The sequence below is a fragment of the Actinomadura keratinilytica genome, from assembly GCF_039539665.1.
In the GTDB taxonomy this organism is placed as follows: domain Bacteria; phylum Actinomycetota; class Actinomycetes; order Streptosporangiales; family Streptosporangiaceae; genus Spirillospora; species Spirillospora keratinilytica.
On sequence record NZ_BAABDO010000053.1, the window covers coordinates 1 to 19,338 of the forward strand.

At 74.2% G+C, this 19,338-nt stretch carries 17 protein-coding genes; 10 read left to right on the forward strand and 7 right to left on the reverse strand.

The window, feature by feature from the left end; genetic code table 11:
• Together ABD879_RS17775 and ABD879_RS17780 are read right to left on the reverse strand one after the other, a co-directional pair.
• Positions 1–1,315, reverse strand: a 1,315-nt coding sequence (locus tag ABD879_RS17775; RefSeq protein WP_345022561.1) for a glycerol-3-phosphate dehydrogenase/oxidase, incomplete at its 3' end; no start/stop codon positions are given.
• Positions 1,312–1,905, reverse strand: coding sequence for a TetR/AcrR family transcriptional regulator (locus ABD879_RS17780; protein ID WP_345022562.1), 594 nt, complete (start codon positions 1,903–1,905; stop codon positions 1,312–1,314). The genes ABD879_RS17780 and ABD879_RS17775, both read right to left, overlap by 4 nt.
• A gap of 55 nt (positions 1,906–1,960) precedes the next feature.
• Between ABD879_RS17780 and ABD879_RS17785 the strand changes: the two genes are divergently transcribed.
• The 5 genes from ABD879_RS17785 (at position 1,961) to ABD879_RS17805 (ending at position 8,203) form a co-directional block, all read left to right on the forward strand.
• Positions 1,961–3,559 (forward strand): FAD-binding oxidoreductase, encoded by a 1,599-nt coding sequence (locus ABD879_RS17785; protein WP_345022596.1) that lies wholly within the window; start codon positions 1,961–1,963, stop codon positions 3,557–3,559.
• 5 nt (positions 3,560–3,564) lie between these two features.
• Complete coding sequence (locus ABD879_RS17790) at positions 3,565–4,461, forward strand: diacylglycerol/lipid kinase family protein (protein WP_345022563.1); 897 nt, start codon at positions 3,565–3,567, stop codon at positions 4,459–4,461.
• Positions 4,462–4,604: 143 nt separating this feature from the next.
• Positions 4,605–4,745 (forward strand): hypothetical protein, encoded by a 141-nt coding sequence (locus tag ABD879_RS17795; protein ID WP_345022564.1) that lies wholly within the window; start codon positions 4,605–4,607, stop codon positions 4,743–4,745.
• A 196-nt stretch (positions 4,746–4,941) separates the two neighbouring features.
• Positions 4,942–6,498 (forward strand): metallophosphoesterase family protein, encoded by a 1,557-nt coding sequence (locus tag ABD879_RS17800; RefSeq protein WP_345022565.1) that lies wholly within the window; start codon positions 4,942–4,944, stop codon positions 6,496–6,498.
• A gap of 55 nt (positions 6,499–6,553) precedes the next feature.
• Entirely contained in the window at positions 6,554–8,203 is a 1,650-nt protein-coding gene (locus ABD879_RS17805; protein ID WP_345022566.1) for a bifunctional 3'-5' exonuclease/DNA polymerase, read from the forward strand.
• Positions 8,204–8,228: 25 nt separating this feature from the next.
• On the opposite strand, the gene ABD879_RS17810 is transcribed toward ABD879_RS17805, so the two are convergent.
• The 5 genes from ABD879_RS17810 to ABD879_RS17830 all read right to left on the reverse strand — a co-directional run bounded on the left by ABD879_RS17810 (position 8,229) and on the right by ABD879_RS17830 (position 13,080).
• Positions 8,229–9,497, reverse strand: coding sequence for a flavin-dependent oxidoreductase (locus tag ABD879_RS17810; protein WP_345022567.1), 1,269 nt, complete (start codon positions 9,495–9,497; stop codon positions 8,229–8,231).
• Between the two features lie 106 nt (positions 9,498–9,603).
• Positions 9,604–10,452: an ABC transporter ATP-binding protein gene (locus ABD879_RS17815; protein ID WP_345022568.1), complete on the reverse strand. Its 849-nt coding sequence runs from the start codon at positions 10,450–10,452 to the stop codon at positions 9,604–9,606.
• A gap of 71 nt (positions 10,453–10,523) precedes the next feature.
• Positions 10,524–11,321: an ABC transporter permease gene (locus ABD879_RS17820; protein ID WP_345022569.1), complete on the reverse strand. Its 798-nt coding sequence runs from the start codon at positions 11,319–11,321 to the stop codon at positions 10,524–10,526.
• On the reverse strand, positions 11,318–12,079 hold the full coding sequence (locus tag ABD879_RS17825) for an ABC transporter permease (RefSeq protein ID WP_345022570.1): 762 nt from the start codon (positions 12,077–12,079) through the stop codon (positions 11,318–11,320). Before ABD879_RS17825 ends, ABD879_RS17820 begins: the two co-directional genes overlap by 4 nt.
• Positions 12,080–12,093: 14 nt before the next feature.
• Positions 12,094–13,080, reverse strand: coding sequence for an ABC transporter substrate-binding protein (locus ABD879_RS17830; protein ID WP_345022571.1), 987 nt, complete (start codon positions 13,078–13,080; stop codon positions 12,094–12,096).
• Between the two features lie 441 nt (positions 13,081–13,521).
• Between ABD879_RS17830 and ABD879_RS17835 the strand changes: the two genes are divergently transcribed.
• The 5 genes from ABD879_RS17835 to ABD879_RS17855 all read left to right on the forward strand — a co-directional run bounded on the left by ABD879_RS17835 (position 13,522) and on the right by ABD879_RS17855 (position 19,303).
• Complete coding sequence (locus ABD879_RS17835; protein WP_345022572.1) at positions 13,522–16,737, forward strand: sensor histidine kinase; 3,216 nt, start codon at positions 13,522–13,524, stop codon at positions 16,735–16,737.
• On the forward strand, positions 16,734–17,192 hold the full coding sequence (locus tag ABD879_RS17840) for a roadblock/LC7 domain-containing protein (protein ID WP_285494419.1): 459 nt from the start codon (positions 16,734–16,736) through the stop codon (positions 17,190–17,192). The genes ABD879_RS17835 and ABD879_RS17840 overlap by 4 nt, the downstream gene beginning before the upstream one ends.
• Positions 17,193–17,268: 76 nt before the next feature.
• Positions 17,269–17,709 carry a DUF742 domain-containing protein gene (locus tag ABD879_RS17845; protein WP_345022573.1) on the forward strand — a complete coding sequence of 147 codons (441 nt, stop codon included), beginning with the start codon at positions 17,269–17,271 and terminating at the stop codon, positions 17,707–17,709.
• Between the two features lie 28 nt (positions 17,710–17,737).
• Positions 17,738–18,367: a GTP-binding protein gene (locus ABD879_RS17850; protein WP_345022597.1), complete on the forward strand. Its 630-nt coding sequence runs from the start codon at positions 17,738–17,740 to the stop codon at positions 18,365–18,367.
• A 135-nt stretch (positions 18,368–18,502) separates the two neighbouring features.
• Positions 18,503–19,303: an SGNH/GDSL hydrolase family protein gene (locus ABD879_RS17855; protein ID WP_345022574.1), complete on the forward strand. Its 801-nt coding sequence runs from the start codon at positions 18,503–18,505 to the stop codon at positions 19,301–19,303.
• The last annotated feature ends 35 nt before the right edge of the window (positions 19,304–19,338 follow it).

The following is a 19,338-nucleotide window of genomic DNA, read 5'->3' on the forward strand; positions in this document are numbered from 1 at the left end:
CCTGCTCGGCCAGCCGGGCGGGCGGGGCGGCGCCGACGAGCGGCAGGCGCGCGGTGCGGCTCGGGCCGGCGGCCAGGCGGGGAGCGGACGCGACGGCCGCGTCCACGGCGTCCTCGGCCATCCGCCGGTAGGTGGTCAGCTTGCCGCCCACGACGGTGACCACGCCGTCGCGGGAGGTCAGCACGGCATGCCGCCGCGAGATGTCGGCGGTGCTGCCCCGGCCGTCGTCCAGCAGCGGGCGCAACCCGGCGAACGCCCCCGCCACCTGGCCGCGCGCCAGGGGGACGTCGAGGGCCGAGCCGAGGATGTCGAGCAGGAACCCGATGTCGGCCTCGGTGGGCTCGGGCACGTCCGGTACGGGGCCGTCGACGGGTTCGTCGGTCAGGCCCACGTAGACGCGCCCGTCCTCCTGGGGGACCACCAGCACGAACCGGTTGCGCTCCCCGGGCACGGGCAGGTGCAGCCCCGCCGTCAGGCCGGGCAGCGCCTCCGCCCGCAGCACCAGGTGCGTGCCCCTGGACGGACGCAGCCGCACCCCGTCCACCAGCCCGCCCGCCCACACGCCGGTGGCGTTGACCACGGCCCGCGCGCGCACGGTGAACTCCCGGCCCGACAGCTCGTCGCGCACCTGCGCCCCGTCCCCGCCCAGGGCCAGGGCCCGGCAGCGGGTGAGGATGGACGCGCCCAGCCCCGCCGCCGTGCGGGCGATGGCGGTGACCAGGCGCGCGTCGTCGGCGAGGCGCCCGTCCCACGACAGCAGCCCTCCGCGCAGCCCGTGCGGACGCAGCGGAGGGGCCAGGTGCGACGTCTCGGCGGCCGACAGGCGGCGGGGGCGGGGCAGGGCGGCGCGCGGGGTGCCGGCGGCCAGGCGCAGGGCGTCCCCCGCGTGCAGCCCGGCGCGGGACACGGCGGCCTGGGCCCGCCCCACCATCGGTGTCAGCGGCAGCACGAACGGCATGGCGCGCACCAGATGCGGGGCGGTGCGCTCCATGAGAATGCCGCGTTCGACGGCGCTCTCGTAGGCGACGTCCACGTGCCCGGAGGCCAGATAGCGCAGCCCCCCGTGCACCAGCTTGGAGCTCCACCGGGACGTGCCGAACGCCAGGTCGTGCGCGTCGATCGCCGCCACGGACAGGCCGCGCGAGGCCGCGTCCAGGGCCACGCCCGCCCCGGTCACGCCCAGCCCCACCACCAGCACGTCCACGACCCTGCCGGGCAGCTCGTCCAGCTCCCGGGCCCTGCGCGCGGCGGACAGCGACGTGCTCGCAGGCGATGTGCTCGCAGGCGATGTGTGCGCAGACGGGGACGTGTTCACGGCGCCAGGGTCCTGTCCAGGATGCGGCGCAGCTCGGCGTCCAGCGCGTCCAGGGACAGTTCGGGGTCGGTGTCGTCGGTCATGGTCGGCGCCGACAGCGCGAACGACTGGACGACCAGCAGCAGCGCGCGCGCCTGCCGGGCCGGATGGGCGCGCCGGATGGTGCCGTCGGCGTGCCCGGCGCGCAGGGCCGTCTCGAAGAACTCCAGGAAGGCCTCCTGGCTGGCGCCGCGCCGGTCGAGCACGTACGGCAGCAGCAGCTCGGGATCGACCTCCACGATCTTGCGCAGCAGCGGGTGGGCCCGGAACGCGCGCACCCCCTCCACCAGGGCGTCGACGAGCCGTTCGCGGGCCGGGCGGCCGTCCTCGGGCGGCTGCGCGGCCGCCGCCACGCCGATCCACTCGCGGGTCATCAGGTCGCCGACGATCGTGCGCACGTCCGGCCAGCGCCGGTAGATCGTCATCCGCGACACCCCGGCGCGGCGGGCGATGTCGGTCAGCGTGGTGCGGCGCACCCCGACCGCCAGCACGCAGTCGCGGGCCGCGTCCAGCACCGCGTCGTCGGTTGGCTTGTGACGATTAGACGGCATGTGTCACAGTGTAAGCACGACGAGGGTGCAGGGAGGTGCGGTGGACGCCCCGGACATGCGGTGGAGCGGGTGGGGAGACCCGGCGAAAGCGAGGCGCCTGCCGGACGGCGCCGTGCGCCTGCTGCGCGACCTGCTCGGCGTGCGCCCCGCCGAGGGCGCGCCGCCGCGCCTGCAGGACGTCGCGGTCCCCGCGCCGCGCCTCGGCGAGGAGGCGCTCGCCGCCCTGGCCGAGGCGGTCGGGGGCGCCGAGCACGTCCGCGCCGACGCGGAGACGCGCGTCAGGCACACGCGCGGCAAGTCCACCCCCGACCTGCTGCGCATCCGGGTCGGCGACACCTCCGACGCACCGGACGCGGTCGTGTACCCGGGCTCGCACGAGGAGGTCCTGGCCGTCCTGCGGGAGTGCGCGCGGCGGCGCACGGCGGTGGTGCCGTTCGGCGGGGGCACCTCGGTCGTGGGCGGCCTGGCCCCGCACGGCCCCTTCGACGCCGTCGTCGCCCTGGACCTGCGCCGCATGAACGCCCTCGCCGACCTCGACCCGGTGTCGCGCACCGCGGTGCTGCAACCGGGCCTGCGCGCGCCCCAGGCCGAGGAGCTGCTGCGCCGGCACGGCTTCACCCTGGGCCACTTCCCGCAGTCGTATGAATGGGCGTCGATCGGTGGGTTCGCGGCCGCCCGCTCCAGCGGGCAGGCGTCGGCCGGGTACGGGCGGTTCGACGACATGGTGGTCGCGCTGACGGTGGCCACGCCCGAGGGCACGCTGCGGCTGGGGCGGGCACCCCGCTCCGCGGCCGGCCCGGACCTGCGCCAGCTCGTCCTCGGCTCCGAGGGCGCGTTCGGCGTGATCACCTCGGTGACGGTGCGGATCCGGCCCGCCCCCGAGGCGCACGCCTACGAGGGCTGGCGGTTCGCCTCCTTCGCCCAGGGGAGCGCGGCGCTGCGGCGGATCGCCCAGGACGGCCCGCGGCCGACCGTCCTGCGGCTGTCCGACGAGGCCGAGACCATGGTGGGCCTGGCCGACCCGGACGCCATCGGCCAGGGCCTGGCGGAGGCGTCCGGATGCCTGGCCGTGGTCGGCTTCGAAGGCGCGCCGAAGGAGGTCGCCGACCGCCGCGCCCGGGTGAGCGCCGTGCTGGAGGGCGAGGGCGGCGAACCCCTGGGCCCCGGGCCCGGCCGAGCATGGGAGCACGGCCGGTTCGGCGCCCCCTACCTGCGCGACGCGCTGCTGGACGCGGGCGCCTTCGCCGAGACGCTGGAGACGGCCGCGTTCTGGTCCGGCCTGCCGCAGCTGTACACGGCCGTCAGGGACGCGCTCACCACCACCCTGACCGCCCTGGGCACACCGCCGCTGGTGATGTGCCACATCTCGCACGTGTACCCGTCAGGGGCGTCGCTGTACTTCACGGTGGTGTCCGCGCAGGGCGCCGACGCGGTGGCGCACTGGGAGAAGGCCAAGCACGCCGCCTGCGACGCCATCCTGGCCGCGGGCGGCACGATCACCCACCACCACGGCGTCGGCACCGACCACCGCGCCTGGTACGAGCGCGAGATCGGGCCGCTGGGCGTCGACGTGCTGCGCGCCGTCAAACGCAGGCTCGACCCGGAGGGGATCCTCAACCCCGGCGTCCTCCTCCCGCCCGCGGCCCAGGAGTAGCCGCGATGCCGTCTCCGGAAGGCCGCCGCGCGTTCACCGCGATCGTCAACCCCGCCGCGGGCGCCTCCGCCTCCGCGGCCACGCTCGTCCCCGTGGCGCGGCTCCTGCGCGAGGCCGGCGCCGACGTCGTCGTCGAGTACAGCCGCGGGCTGCCGCACGCGGCCGAGCTCGCGCGCGCCGCCGCCGACGCCGGCCGCGTCGTGCTGGGCGTGGGCGGGGACGGCATGGTCGGCTGCGTGGGCGGCGCCCTGGCCGCGACGGGGGCGGTGCTGGGAATCGTCCCCGCCGGGCGCGGCAACGACTTCGCCCGCCAGCTCGGCATCCCCTCCCGGCCCGACGCCCTGGCCCGCCTGCTGCTGGAGGGGGAGCCGCGCGCCGTGGACGCCGTCGACGCCAACGGCACCCCCGTCCTGGGCAGCGTCTACGCGGGGGTGGACGCCGTCGCCAACCGCAACGCCAACAGGACCCGGGTGCTGCGCGGGTCGGCCGCGTACTACGTCGGCGCGCTGCGGGCCGTCCTCACCTGGCGGCCGGCCGACTACCGGATCACCGTGGACGGCCGAGAGCACCTTCGCACCGGCTACACCGTGGTCGCCGCCAACTCCGGCTGGTACGGCTTCGGCCGCCACATCGCCCCCGACGCCCGCGTGGACGACGGCCTGCTCGACGTGGTCGTCATCAAGCGCGCGCCGAAACCCCTGTTCTTCGCCGTGATGCGGGAGCTGGAGAACGGCCTGCACGTGCGCCGCCCGCAGGTGGAGGTGCTGCGCGGCCGCCAAGTGCGGATCGAGCTGACCACGCCGGGCCGGACGCTGCCGTACGGGGCGGACGGCGAGCTGCCCGGGGTGCTCCCGGTGACCGCCACCGTCCTGCCCGGGGCGCTGCGCGTCCTGGCCCCCTGAGCCCGCGGGCCGGCGCCCCGCACCGGATTTGGGCAGCCAGATTTGGGCAGCAAGTTCTGGTCAGTTTAAGCCCTCATTACGGACGTCCGTATAGCGTTCAGTACGTCCCGATAAGGGACCTAAGGGCGACTGCGGGACCGGTCATGAGATGGCGACAGCTCGCCGTTCTGGGGGGACTCATGACCGGCGCGGCCGCTCTGGGCGTGGAGGCGCCGACGTCCACGGGGGTGGCGTCGGCGCCGACCGCGTTCTCCGCGCTCGACGGCGCGCCCCGAGGTGCGTGACGATCACCGCATCCGTTCGGCGGCCTCGACCGCAGCCCGCGTTCACAACGCCGGCTCCACGCTGATCCCCGTGTCACAACGCTCACCGTCCGGCCAGGGAGGAAGAGCCCCCGGGTGAGCCCCGCCGAACCGCTTGACGGGGCAGATCATCTCCGGAAAGGGTTGCGCTGTCCCCTCATCCCCCCGGAGGTGTAGTGTGCGCGCCGAGGACGCGGCCGCGGAGCAGACCCCAGAGAACTCCCGTACGTCCGAGGCAGGCGCGGGGTGGCGGTGCGGGAAGCCGGGCAGCTACCACGAGCTGCTGCCCGAGCGGGTCAAGCCGTTCTCCTGGCGCCGCCCCACGGTCCTGTGGCGCTCGCGCAACGACGTCATCGCCAAGCTCTTCGGCGACCCGTCCGACGGCATCCGGCGGCGCTGCGTCGCCGCGCTGACCGCGCGCGGCACGAGGGCGGCGTTCACCATGCACCGCTCGGCCGCGGAGTTCTCCTTCCTGCTCCTGGGGGACACCGGTGAGGGCGACCGCTCCCAGTACGCCGTGGTGCCGCCCGCGCTGCGCGTGGGGGAGGACACCGACTTCATGGTCATCGCCAGCGACGTCATCTATCCGGCGGGCGACGCGGCCGACTACCCCGACAAGTTCTTCCGGCCCTACCAGGGCTACCCGGGGCCCATCTACGCCGTCCCCGGCAACCACGACTGGTACGACGGCCTGCAGGGGTTCCTCCGGGTGTTCTGCGACCTGACGATCGACTGCACGCCCGAACCCTGGCGCGGCCCCCTGGCGCTGGTGCCGCGCCTGCTGTGGCGGAAGCCGAGCGCGGTGGACGACAAGGCGCTGGCCGAGGCCCGGGACCGCTACCGGGGCTCCCCCAGGCAGCGCGCACGGCAGCCCGGCCCGTACTGGGCCATCGACACCCCCGCCCTGCGGATCGTGGCCATCGACACCGGCATCGCCGGCGGCCTCGACCGCGACCAGGGGGCGTGGCTGCGGGAGATCTCCGCCGGCCCCAAGCCCAAGCTGCTCATCACCGGCAAGCCCCTGTACGTGGACGACCGCCGCGCCCCCGGCCGGATCGAAGGCGGCGGGACGGTCGACGCCATCGTCCGCGACCCGGCCAACAACTACGTCGCCGCGATCGGCGGCGACGTCCACAACTACCAGCGCTACCCGGTGCGCGTGGGCGACCGCACGATCCAGTACGTGGTGGCGGGCGGCAGCGGCGCGTTCATGCACGCCACCCACACCATCCCCCGCACCCGCCTGGTGGACGAGGACGACTTCCGCTGCTACCCGCTGCGGGGCGACTCGCTGTCGCGCTACAGCAAGCTGTACGGCAGGTGGCTGCGGATGCCGAAGCTGTTCGAGCTCACCCCGCAGGAGGCCACCGAGGCCGTCCGCTACCGCCTGGGCATCGAACCGGCCCGCGCCTACAACAGCGTGGGGACGTCCCCCGGGGCCGCCCCGTCGCGGCGCGCGCGCATCGTCGCCGCGCTGCTGGGCGTGCCGAAGGGGGAGCGGCGCAGGCCGGGCCTCGCGCGGCTTCCGGTGCGCCGGGTGCCGCAGCGGTTCCGCTCCGAGATGGTCGACTGGGACAGCCCGCCCTTCTTCAAGAGCTTCCTGCGCATCGACGTCACCGAGGAGCGGCTGCGGATCCGCTGCTTCGCCGCCACGGGCTGCGGCGACCAGGAGGACCGGCCGCCCGTGGAGGACGACGTGACGATCCCCCTGCGGCCCGCCGCCTCGCCGGCCTGACGCCGGGCCGGCCCCGCGCCGGTTCTGTCGGTGCCGTCCGCGACACTGGGGCGGTGTGAGGATCGCGGTGGCCTGCGGAGAGGACGGCGGGGGCACGCTGCGGCCGGTCGGCGACGACGGCGCGCCCGCCGGGCCGGCCGAGCACGTCGCCGACCTGGCCGCCGCGATCGCCGACCGCGAGCGCACCGCCGCCCCCCGCTGGGTGTGGCCGTCCACCGCCCGGGTGTATCCGCGGCTGCTGCGCGCGGGCGTGCGGGTGGCGCGCTGCCACGACCTCGAACTGGTCGAGACGCTGCTGCTCGGCCACGACGGCCGCCACGGCGAGCCGCGCTCGGTGCGGGCGGCCTGGGCCAGGCTGAACGGCGCGCCCGTCCCCGCCGGCCCCGCGCCGCCCGACACCGCCCTCCAGCCGCCGCTGTTCGACGACGCCGGCGCCGGCGGCGCACCCGGTGCGGCCGCCCGCCGCGACGACATCGACCAGATCGTGGCGGTGCACGCCGCGCAGCGCCGCCGCATCGCCGGACTGGAGGGGTTCGCGCTGCTGGCGGCGGCCGAGTCGGCCGGCGCGCTGGCCGCCGCCGAGATGGGCCACGACGGGCTGCCCTGGTCGGCCGAGCGGCACGACGCCCTGCTCACCGAGCTGCTCGGGCCCCGCCCGTCCGGCGGGATGCGCCCCCGCCGCCTGCAGGAGCTGGCCGACCGCATCGGCGAGGCGTTCGGACGGCACGTCAACCCCGACTCCCCGGCGCAGGTGGTCAAGGCGTTCGCCGCGGCCGGGCTGCCCGTCCCCTCCACCCGCGCGCACGTGCTCAAGGGCGTCGACCATCCGGCGGTGCCGCTGCTGCTGGAGTACAAGGAGCTGGCCCGGCTGCACACCGCGCACGGCTGGACGTGGCTGGACACCTGGGTGTCGGGCGGGCGGTTCCGGCCCGAGTACGTGGTCGGCGGCGTGGTGTCGGGCCGCTGGGCCACCAAGGGCGGCGGCGCCCTGCAGATCCCGCGGGTGCTGCGCCGCGCGGTGGTCGCCGACCCCGGCTGGGTCCTGGTGGTCGCCGACGCCGCCCAGCTGGAGCCGCGGGTGCTGGCGGCGCTGGCGGGCGACCGCGCGTTCGCCCGCGCCGCCGCCCAGGGCGACCTCTACAGCGCCCTCGCCGACGCCTTCGGCGGCGCCCGCGACAAGGCCAAGATCGCTCTGCTGTCGGCGATGTACGGGGGCGGCGGCGGTGAGGCCGGGCAGCTGCTCGCGGTGCTGAAGGGCCGGTTCCCCGAGGCGTTCGCATTCGTGGAGGCGGCCGCCCGCGAGGGCGAGCGCGGTCACCTCGTCCGGTCGCGGCTGGGGCGCACCTGCCCGCCGCCGTCGGCCGAGTGGCGCGCCCTGACCGCCGAGGGCACCGGGCGCGCGGCCGCGGCGGTGCGCAGCCGGGGCCGCTTCACCCGCAACTTCGTCGTCCAGGCCACCGCCGCCGACTGGGCGCTGGTGCTGCTGGCCACGCTGCGCCGCCGCCTGGCCGCGCTGGGCCCGCCCCGCCTGGTGTTCTTCCAGCACGACGAGGTGATCGTGCACTCGCCCCGGGAGCTGGCCGGGGAGGTGGGGGCGGCCGTGCGGGCGTCCGCCGAGGAGGCCGGGCGCCTGCTGTTCGGCCGCACCCCGGTCGTCTTCCCCATGGAGATCGCGGTCGTCGGCTGCTACGCCGACGCCGAGTGAGGCCGGAGGGGGCCGGCCGGGGACGTCAGCGGCGCACGCTGAACGACTCGCGGTTGTTCAGCTCCTCCGCGTCGGAGAACGACGTCTGCCGGTAGGCGTTGCTGATCGCGGCGAGCTCCTCGGCGCTCAGCACGTCCTCGATGCGCTCGAAGCCGTCTGGGGCGCGCTCGCTCACCGTGTGCAGCACGCGGTCGGCGGGCATGTCGCGGCAGGCCAGCACGATCGCGTTCACCGGCTCGCGGCGCACCTTGTCGTAGGCGGCCAGCCCGTCGACCGGGTCGCCGGGGCGCTGCGCCAGCTCGTAGGCCAGCACCCGGGCGTCCAGGATCGCCTGCGAGCCGCCGTTGGACCCGATCGGGTACATCGGGTGGGCGGCGTCGCCGAGCAGGGTGACCCGGCCCCGGCTCCAGAACGGCAGCGGATCCCGGTCGATCATCAGGTGCGACACGATCCGGTCCGTCGACGACAGCAGCGCCGGCACGTCCAGCCAGTCGAACTTCCAGTCGGCGTAGACGTGCAGGAACTCCTCCAGGCTGCCCTCCCGGGTCTCCACGTCGGGCGCCTCGGTGATCCCGTCGTGGGAGATCTTGACCTCGGCGACCCAGTTGAGCAGCGCCCGCCCCTGCCGCTGGAGCGGCCCGGAGATCGGGTAGACCACCAGCTTGGCGCGGGAGTTGCTGCCCGCCACCGCGATGGTGCGGCCGTCCAGGATCGGCTCGGTCTCGGTCATGCCGCGCCATACCCGCACGCCGTTCCACAGCATCCCGGGCTCGTCCGGGTGCAGCTGCGCCCGCACCGTCGAGCGGTTCCCGTCCGCGCCGATCAGCACGTCGTAGCGGACGGTCTCGACCTCGCCGGTGGCGCGGTCGCGCAGCCGGGCCCGCACGCCCTCGTCGTCCTGCTCGAACGACTCGAACACCGTCCCGGTGCGCACGGCGTCCGCGCCGAGCCGGTCCCGGACGGCGTCGAGCAGGATCATCTGCAGCTCGCCGCGGTGGATGGAGTACTGCGGCCAGCGGTACCCCTGGGCGGTGCCGCGCGGCTCGGCCCAGATGCGGCCGCCGTGCCGGTCGAAGTGCGCCATCGAGGCGGGCTTGCAGCCGGCGGCGTCCAGCCGCTCGCCCAGCCCCAGCTCGGTCAGCTCGCGCACGGCGTGCGGCAGCAGGTTGATGCCGACGCTCACCGGGCGCAGCTCCGTCGCCGCCTCGATGACCCGGGTGCGGATTCCGGCCTCGTGCAGGCTGAGCGCCGCGGTGAGGCCACCGATGCCCGCTCCGACGACAAGTGCGTCCATGAATCGCCTTTCCGTCCTCGCGTTGATGGACGTCCGACCTCGACCGGCGGAGGGTCAGGTCCCCCGCAGCCGCCCCAGCCGTCCCTGCGCCCCGCCGAGATGTCGGCTATGCCCGTCTTGTGGTGTCCATCCTTGTCCTGCCGACGGCGCCCGGTGCGGCCTTCGCGGAATCGGCCGCAGTGACATCGGTCTCCCCGAGCGCGCCGCGGTCGCCGCGCACCAGCCGGCCCACGGCGGCGCGCGTGCTGATGAACTCCGGCAGCGCCCGCGTCTCGATCTGGTCGCGCTCGGCCGGCAGCGGCACCGGCACGTCGGCGACCACCCCGGTGGGGGACGGCCCCAGTACGACCACCCGGTCACCGACGTAGACGCTCTCGTCGATGTCATGGGTGACCAGCAGGATCGTCATCCGCTCGGCCCGGTGCACGCGCAGCACCAGGTCCTCCAGGTCCTCCCGGGTCTGGGCGTCGACCGAGCCGAACGGCTCGTCCATCAGCAGCAGCGACGGCTGGTAGGCCAGCGCGCGGGCGATCGACACCCGCTGCTGCATGCCGCCCGACAGCTGCCAGGGGTACTTGCGGGCCGCGCCGGCGAGCCCCACCGACTCCAGCGCCCGCATCGCCGCGTCCCGCCGCTCGGCCTTGGACATGCCGCGGCGGCGCAGCGGCAGCGCCACGTTGTCGCGCACCGTCAGCCAGGGGAACAGCGAACGGCTGTAGTCCTGGAACACCACGGCCAGCCCGTCGGGGACGCCCTCGACCGGCTCGTTGTTGAGGACGACCTTCCCGCCGGTGGGGCGGATCAGCCCGGCGATGCAGCGCAGCAGCGTGGACTTGCCGCAGCCGGACGGGCCGACGATGCTCACCAGTTCGCCGTCGGGCACGGTGAGGTCCATGCCGCGGATGGCGACGTGCCCGTCGGGATAGGTGTGGCTGAGGGCGGCTATCTCCAGCACGACGACAACCCTTCTGTTGGTGGTAGCGAGGCTTGTGCTCGCGGGGGCGGCCCCCGCGCCCCCTGGTCGTTTCAGTTGGCCAGCCTGCGGGCACCGCTGTGCCAGGCGAGCAGCCGCCGTTCCAGCAGCACGAACGCCCCGTTGAACAGCAGTCCCAGCACGCCGAGGATGACGATGCCCGCCCACATCGCGGGCAGGTCGAAGTCGCGCTGCGCGCCGATCAGCTGCGCGCCGATGCCCGCGGTGCTGCCCACCAGCTCCGACAGCACCATGAGGATCAGCGCGAAGGCCAGGCTGACCCGCAGCCCCGCGAAGATCTTCGGCGCGGCGGCCGGCAGGATCACCGTCACCAGGCGCCGGTACCGCGACAGCCCGAACACCCGCGCGGTCTCCAGCTGCAGGGAGTCCACGGTGCGCACGCCGTCGGCGCTGTTGAGCAGCACCGGCCACACCACGCTGAACGCGATCGTGATGATCTGCATGGTGGCGCCCAGCTGGAACACCATGATGAAGAACGGCAGCAGCGTGGGCGGCGGCACCGCCCGCAGGAACTGCAGCAGCGGGTCCAGCAGGTCGTTCAGCGTGCGGGAGCGGCCGATCGCCACGCCCAGCGCGACGCCGACGACGCAGGACAGCAGCCAGCCGGCGAACAGGTGGCCCAGGCTGGTGGAGAAGTCGTCCACCGCCTTGTCGGTGAGGAACAGCCGGGACGCCGGCCCGGAGAACCACATCTCGTGCAGCGCCGAGACGATCTTCGACGGCGGCGGGAAGTACTCCTCCTGCGCCGCCCGGGTGCCGATCTCCCAGGCGACCACCGCGAGCACGACCAGCCACAGCCGCTCGGCGGCCCCGCGCAGCAACCGCGTCATGACACCCCCTCCACGCGGGCGGTGTTCCAGCGGAAGGCGAGCCGCTCCAGGCCGACCAGGCCCGCGTTGGCGGCCAGCCCGAGGACACCCGCCCAGCACGCGCCGGCCAGCATGACGTCGGTGTTGCCGCCGCCGGACTGGCTCTCCATCAGGAACACGCCGATGCCCTCGCCGCCGCCCGCCAGCAGCTCGGCGCTGATGACGACGACGAGCCCGACGGACGCGGCGATGCGCACGCCGGTGGCGATGAACGGGCCGGCGCTGGGCAGCGACACCCGCCACAGCACCGATCCCTCGCCGAAACCGAACGCGCGCAGGCTCTCCTTGGCGACCGGGTCCACGTCGCGCAGCGCGTACAGCGTATTGATCAATATCGGCCACAGCGACGCGTAGAAGATCAGCGCCATCTTCTGCTGGGTGACCGATGAGAACAGGATGAGCACCAGCGGTATCAGCGCCACCGACGGGATGGGGCGGCACATCTCCACCAGGAAGCGGGAGGCGGTGCCCAGCAGCGGCACCGAGCCGAGCAGGACGCCGAGGGGGACGGCGACGGCCACCGCCAGCGCCAGCCCGCCGGCCCAGGCGCGCACCGTGTCGCCGACGTCGACCAGGAAGTCGCCGTCGACGGCCAGCCGTCCCGCCTCCGACAGGATCGTCGAAGCGGCGGGCAGGGCGTCCCCGTCGACGAGGCCGAGCCGGTTGACCGCCTCGACGACGAGGATCGCCCCGACCACGCCGGCGGCGCCCAGGAGCAAGCGCCGGGGAGCGATCATCCGGACGTCGCCCCCGAGATCAGCAGCGGCTTGACGTCGATGCGCTGGCTGGCGATCCCGAACTGCTGCATGACGTCGGCCACCCGCTGCAGCCGGGTCGCGTTCAGCGACGTCGGGTAGGCGGTGTACACCATCGTGGCGGCGACGTTGGCGTCGATGCCGCGCGCGTACTTGGGCAGGATGTCCTGCACCACCTTGCGGTCGGCGGCCATGCCCTGCGCCTTGACGATCGCGCGCTGGAAGGCGGCGACCGTCTTGGGGTTCTTGTTGGCGAACTCCTCGGTGGTGGCGTAACCGGCGAGCGGGAAGTCCGCGGTGGCCCCGGAGGACAGGTCGGCCAGCAGCCGGGCGCCGAGCTTCTGCTGGATCTGGGTGCCGAACGGCTCGATCGCCTGGACGGCGTCGACGCTGCCGGACTTCAGCGCGGCCTCCATGTTGGGCGGCGGCACCTCGACGAAGTTCTTGTCCTCGTCGAGTTCGACGCCCGCGGGCTTGGCGGCCGAGCGCACCAGCAGCGTACCCACGTTCCGCTTGGTGTTGACGCCGATCTTCTTGCCCTTCAGGTCGGCGATGCTGCGGATCGGGGAGTCCTTGGCGACCAGCAGGGTGTGCGTCTTGGGAGCGGTCTGCGACGCCTCGGCGACGACCTTGACTTTCAGCGCCCCGGTGGCGGCGGCGTTGAAGAACGAGACGTAGTTGCCGAAGGAGATGTCGAGCTGGCCGCTCTTGAGGCGCGGGATGGCCTCCGCGCCACCGTTGATCACCTGGGTCTTGACCGTCAGGCCCTCGGCCTTGAACAGGCCGCGGCTGATGGCCAGCTGCAGCGGGGCGGTGTCACCGACCAGCATGGTGCCGACGGTGATCTCGGACTGCTCCAGGCCGTTGGCCGACTTCTCCTCGGAGTCTCCGCACGCGGCCGCCGAGGCGGCCACGGTCAGGGCGAGGGCGCCGGCCAGCAGGGTGCGGCGATGGAGTGCATGCATTTGGCAACGCTCCGTGATTGCGGGGGAGGGTGATCAATGTGATCTTTCAACGGTCGGGGAGCGTAGCGCACCGTCGAGGGGCATGGTCGTAAGATGCCGCTTTACACGTACAAATGTGAACAGCTGCAAACAATCTGTGACATCCACGGCTCATTCATCACAAGTCATGACCTGTGTGATCATTCGGGTTGGCTGTGGTGGTAGCTCTGTGTTGCAATGTTCCGCGCTCGCCCGCAGAGGCTCTTGGGGCGCGGAAACCCTGAAACGCGTTCGGAGCGTGTGGGCCGCGAGCGGTCGTCCATTGAGAGGTAGCGGAGGGCAGTGCGCACAGCGGAAGGGGCCGAGGTCGCCCCGCAGTCCCCCCGGGCAGCGCCCACTACCGGCAAGGAACCCCAGCGCAAGAAGGGTTCCGGCGGGTGGCTGCGACTGCGCAACTGGCGCGTGACCACGCGTCTGATCGCCGTCATCGCGATCCCGACGGTCGTTGCGGCGGTGCTGGCCGGTGGCCGTGTCCTCTCCTCCGTGGAGAACGCGGGGGAGTATCGGCGCAGCAGTGATCTGGCTACTATCGGTAGTCGTCTGAGCGTTCTGTCCCAGGCATTGGAGAACGAGCGCGATGCCATGGCCGAGCGCGCCGCGGGCGGTGCGCGGGCCGTGGACGATGACACCCTGCGGCAGCGCCAATCGGCGGTCGACGCGGCGGCGCGTCAGTACCGCCAGGCCGTCGCCGACGCGAACATCACCGGAACGCAGCTGCGTCTCGGCCTTGCCAACATCGACAACCGGGTGCAGTCGCTGAGCGCGCTGCGGTCGCTGGCCGGACGGCTGGCCCCCGGCCCGGTCGTCGACAAGTACAGCGAATTCAACGACGACATCCTGTCCCACCTGGTCGTCGCCGCCTACGACGCGTCCGACCCCGACACCGCCCGCAGCATGCTGACACTGGTGTCGCTGGCGCGCGCGAAGGACGCCGCCTCCCGCGAGCGCGCCCTCATCGCCGCGGCCCTGTGGGACCGCCGGTTCGACGCCGGCACCCTGCAGGGAGTGCAGGACGCCCGTGCGGACCTGACCCGGAGCATGGCGGACTTCCGGGCCTCGGCCAACCTGGCCGAGCAGCGGCTGTTCGATGACACCGTCACCGGTCCCGAGCTGGACCAGGCGGAGTACACCCGGGCCCAGGCGCTGACCCTGGCGGCCCGCTCCACGTCGCTGAGCATCCAGCCGCTGGGGCCCCGCCAGGCGAAGGAATGGGTGAACGACTCCACCGTCCGGATCGACCGGATGCAGCAGGTGGAGATGCGGCTGCGCGCCGACGTGAGCAAGCGCGTCGACGAGCTGCGCTCCGACGCCGAGTTCGCCACCGTCCGCGACGCGGTGCTGCTGGCCCTGCTGCTGGCCGTCGTCCTGCTCGTGGTCGTCGTGGTGGCCCGGTCGATGGTGCGGCCGCTGCGCCGCCTGCAGGAGGGCGCGCTGGAGGTCGCCGGCACCCGGCTGCCCGGCCTGGTGGACCGGCTGCGCGACCCGCAGGCCGCCGCCGAGGGCATCGAGGTCGAGCCCATCGACGTCGACTCCAAGGACGAGATCGGCCAGGTGGCGCGGGCGTTCGACGAGGTCCACCGCGAGGCGGTCCGGCTGGCCGCCGACGAGGCGGTGCTGCGCGGCAACATCAACGCGATGTTCGTCAACCTGTCGCGGCGCAGCCAGACCCTGATCGAACGCCAGCTGCGGCTGATCGAGGAGCTGGAGCAGAGCGAGCGCGACGAGGAGCAGCTGGCCAACCTGTTCCGCCTGGACCACCTGGCCACCCGCATGCGCCGCAACTGCGAGAACCTGCTGGTCCTCGGCGGCCAGGAGCAGGTGCGCCGGTGGAACCGCCCGGTGCCGCTGATCGACGTGGTGCGCGCCTCGCTGTCGGAGGTCGAGCAGTACGAGCGGGTCGCGGTGCGCGTGCAGGGCGACATGACCGTCTCCGGTCCGGTCGTCAACGACCTGGTGCACCTGCTGGCCGAGCTGGTGGAGAACGCCACCACGTTCTCCGCCGAGCACACCAAGGTGACGGTGTCGGGGCAGCTGCTCAGCGGCGGCGGCGCCATGCTGCAGATCAACGACAACGGCGTGGGCATGTCGGCCGAGGAGCTGGAGCAGGCCAACTGGCGGCTGGCCAACCCGCCGGTCATCGACTTCTCCGCGGCCCGCCGCATGGGCCTGTTCGTGGTCGGCCGCCTGGCGGTCCGGCACGGCATCCGGGTCGAGCTGCGCGCCGCGCAGGGCGGCGGCATCACCGCGTTCGTGATGCTGCCGGACGCGGTGATCAGCGCCGGCGAGAGCGGCGGCGTGGGCACCCGCGGCTTCGGCTCCCGCGACGCCGACCCGGCGGGGCGGTCGCCGCAGCTGGCCGGGGTGTCGGCGCCGTCGGCGATGGCCGGGCCCGGCGGCTCCGGCGGCGGGATGTTCCAGCGCGGCGAGGCCGACGACCCGTACGGCGGCACCGGCGGGCAGCCGATGCTGCGTGGCACGGGCCCGCTGCCGACGGTCGGCGGCACCGGCCCGCAGCCCATGGCCGGAACCGGCCCGCACGGCGCGCCCGACACCACCGGACCGCTCCCCGTGAACGACGGGACCGGCCCGCAGCCGCCGCTGTCCGGCCCGGCCGAGCCGCAGCAGGCGTTCGGCAGCACCGGCCCGCTGCCGGTGGGCGGCGAGTACGAGCCGAAGGACACCTACGGCGTCGACGCCCGCGACCCCTACGGGGCGGGCTCCCGCGCCCCCTACGGCACCGACCGCGCCCCGTACGGCGCCGACGAGGACCGGCCCGGCTACGGCGCCGAGGAGCCCCCGGGCCGCGCCGGCGACGACCGGCCCGGCTACGGCGGCGATCTGCCCGTCCGCAAGCCCGGCGCGCATCTGCACAACTCGGAACCGGTCGTGCCGGAGGCGCAGCCGGCCGTGCCCGAGCAGGGCCAGCCCCGGCAGGTGTCGTGGGAGACCGGCCCGATGCCGCCCGTGCGACCCGCCGGGCCGGGCAGGCCGGCCCGGCGGCAGCCCGGCGCCCCGGGCGGGCCCGCCGGCGGCGGCCGCTGGGAGGACGCGCCGTCGCCCGAACCGGCATCCATGGACGAATCCTCCGCCCCGGACGGCTCCTACCCGGAGGAGCCGTTCGGGCAGGCCACCCCGCCCCCGGCGCCGACGCCCCCGGCGTCCCGGACGCCTACGCGGGGCTCGTCCGCCCCACAGGGCGGTATGCGTCCCTCCGAGCGCTCCCCTATCTTCGATGCGATGCAGTCGGAGTGGTTCCAGCGCCGGACAGAGAGCGCGTCGGGGGACCCGGCCAAGGGCTGGGTGTCCCCGGCCGACGAGGGCTTCCGGGTGGCGGAGGCCGCCACCCGCAAGCCGGTCGCGGGCAGCCGCACCGCGGCGGGGCTGCCCAAGCGGGTCCCCGGTCGCAACCGGGTGCCCGGCGCGGTCACGCCGCAGAACGCCGCGGCGCGGCGCGAGCAGGCGCAGAGCCAGTCCGCTGATGTCGTACGGAATCGTTTCGCGAGCCTGCAGCGCGGAGTGCGCCGCGGACGCGATGAGGCTCGCGGCGCGGCCGGATCCGCCGGCACGCATGGTGAGGGTCCGTCACAGGATGGCGGAGAGACAGGAGGCACCCCGTGAGCGGGCAGGATCTCAACTGGTTGGTGACGAACTTCGCGGATCGCGTCCCGAAGGTCGCCCACGCCGTCGTGGTCTCCTCCGACGGGCTGCCGATGGCGTACTCGTCGGGCTTTCCACCGGAGCGGGCCGACCAGCTGTCGGCCATCGCGTCGGGCTTGATGAGCCTCACTCAGGGCGCGGCGAAGATCTTCGACGCCGGCGGGGTGAACCAGACCGTCGTGGAGATGGACCGCGGGCTGCTGTTCGTGATGGCCATCGCCAACGGCTCGGTGTTCGCCGTGCTGGCGGCGCCCGACTGCGACCTGGGCCTGGTGGCGTACGAGATGACGTTGCTGGTGGAGCGCGTGGGCCGGGTGCTGACGCCGGCGCTGCGGTCCGCGGGCGACGGGCAGCAGCAGCCGCCGTACGGCGGGCCGTCGGTGTCGGAGATGGGCGCGGGTCCGGCCCGCTATTGACCAGCAATGAGCCCGGGGGTGCGGGGGCGGCGTCCCCCCGTAGTGGCAGCGACTGACTCGGACGGAGGTCGGCGAGATGGATCGAGGCAGGCCCTACGGGCCCGGCCCGGGCGGCCCGCCCCGGTGGTCGGGCGATCCGGCCCAGGGACGCCCAGCGCCGGAGGCCCAGGCGGAGGGCGAGGCCAGTTCACTGGTGCGCCCCTACGCCGTGACCGGGGGACGTACCAAGCCGCGGTACGACCTGGCCATCGAGGCCCTGGTCACGGCGGCGCCCTACCCGCCCCGCGACATCTCCAGCCTGACGCCCGAATACCGGGCGATCATGGATTTGTGCCGGTCGGCGCGCTCGGTCGCCGAGGTGTCGGCGCTGCTGCGCATCCCGCTCGGCGTCGCCCGCGTGCTCGTCGCCGACATGGCCCTGGAGGGACTGCTGCGGCTGCACCAGTCGCGCCCCGCCAACGCCCAGCCGGACCTCCGCCTACTCGAAAGGGTGCTCAGTGGCCTTCGCAAGCTCTGATACCGCGCCGCCCGGCGCGGACGGCGAGCTGACGTCCGTCAAGATCGTCGTCGGCGGCGGCTTCGGCGTCGGCAAGACCACCTTCGTCGGGTCCGTCTCGGAGATCATGCCGCTCACCACCGAGGCGGTGATGACGGCGGCCAGCGCCGAGGTGGACGACCTGTCGGCGGTGCCCGACAAGACCACGACCACGGTCGCCATGGACTTCGGCCGGGTCTCCCTGGACAGCGAGCTGATCCTGTACCTGTTCGGCACGCCCGGCCAGCACAGGTTCTGGTTCATGTGGGACGACCTGGTGCGCGGTGCGATCGGCGCGGTGGTGCTGGTGGACACCCGCCGCCTGGAGGACTGCTTCGCGGCCGTGGACTACTTCGAGGAGCTGGGACTGCCGTTCGTGGTCGGCGTCAACGGCTTCCACGGGGAGTTCCCGTACGCGGTGGAGGACATCCGGGAGGCGCTGTCGATCAGCAAGCACGTGCCGATCGTCAAGTGCGACGCGCGCAGCCGGCAGTCCACCAAGCAGGTGCTGATCACGCTGGTGCAGCACGCGATGGCGGTGCACTCGGCATCGGTCGGTCCGATGCCGCCGTCGGCGCCGTCCACGCCGCCGGTGCCGCCGAGCGGCGGCGCGGTGGGCACCTCGCCCAGCTGGACCTGACCGGCGCGTCCTTGCGTTCGCGGGTCCGGTGCCGTACGGCGCCGGACCCGCCGGCCTACGGTCGCGTAGGGTTATATGCACCCTGCATGATATGTCGTCGTAATCGGTTGGATTGCGCCGTATCAGGGGGTTGCTTTGGACCAGTCGAAGGACGTGGTGTCCGCCCGGCGGATCGGGACGTACGTCGCGGTCGGCGACAGCTTCACCGAGGGGCTCCAGGACCCGTACCCGGACGACCCCGACCGCTTCCGCGGCTGGGCGGACCGGCTCGCCGAGCACCTGGCCGCGCACAATCCGGGGCTGCGCTACGCCAACCTGGCGGTGCGCGGCAAGCTGCTGCGGCAGATCGTCGCCGACCAGGTGCCGGCGGCCGTGGAGATGCGGCCGGACCTGGTGACGTTCTGCGCCGGCGGCAACGACATCATCCGGCCCGGCACCGATCCCGACGCGCTGGCCGTGGAGTTCGACGACGCCGTGCGGCGGCTGCGCGGCTGCGGCGCCGACGTCGTCGTCTTCACCGGGTTCGACCCGCGCGACCACCGCGTCGGCTCCCGCCGGCTGCGCGGCAAGGCCGCCACCTACAACATGCACCTGCGCGCCATCGCCGACCGGCGCGGCTGCGCCGTGGTGGACCTGTGGTCGCTCATGCCGGTCTTCGGCGACGCCCGGGCCTGGCACGAGGACCGCCTGCACCTGTCCCCCGAGGGGCACCGGCGCATGGCGCTGCGCGTCGCCGAGGTGATCGGCGTCCCGGTGGAGGGGGACTGGCGCGAGCCGTGGCCCGACGACGTCCCGCCCGTGGGCCGCCTCACCATGTACCGCGAGGACCTGCGCTGGGCCCGCACCCACCTGCTGCCGTGGATCGGGCGCCGCGCCACCGGCCGGTCCAGCGGCGACGGCCGCGCGCCCAAGCGGCCGACTCCGCTGCCGCTGTGAGCCCCCGCCCGCCGCGTGCGGCGGGACCCGGCCGG

What these genes read in the sequence shown, in the direction of transcription:
- ABD879_RS17780 (WP_345022562.1), bottom strand. Translation starts at nt 1,905, where the DNA reads ATGCCGTCTAATCGTCACAAGCCAACCGACGACGCGGTGCTGGACGCG.
- ABD879_RS17785 (WP_345022596.1), top strand. Translation starts at nt 1,961, where the DNA reads ATGCGGTGGAGCGGGTGGGGAGACCCGGCGAAAGCGAGGCGCCTGCCG.
- ABD879_RS17790 (WP_345022563.1), top strand. Translation starts at nt 3,565, where the DNA reads ATGCCGTCTCCGGAAGGCCGCCGCGCGTTCACCGCGATCGTCAACCCC.
- ABD879_RS17795 (WP_345022564.1), top strand. Translation starts at nt 4,605, where the DNA reads ATGAGATGGCGACAGCTCGCCGTTCTGGGGGGACTCATGACCGGCGCG.
- ABD879_RS17810 (WP_345022567.1), bottom strand. Translation starts at nt 9,497, where the DNA reads ATGGACGCACTTGTCGTCGGAGCGGGCATCGGTGGCCTCACCGCGGCG.
- ABD879_RS17820 (WP_345022569.1), bottom strand. Translation starts at nt 11,321, where the DNA reads ATGACGCGGTTGCTGCGCGGGGCCGCCGAGCGGCTGTGGCTGGTCGTG.
- ABD879_RS17830 (WP_345022571.1), bottom strand. Translation starts at nt 13,080, where the DNA reads ATGCATGCACTCCATCGCCGCACCCTGCTGGCCGGCGCCCTCGCCCTG.
- ABD879_RS17845 (WP_345022573.1), top strand. Translation starts at nt 17,269, where the DNA reads ATGGATCGAGGCAGGCCCTACGGGCCCGGCCCGGGCGGCCCGCCCCGG.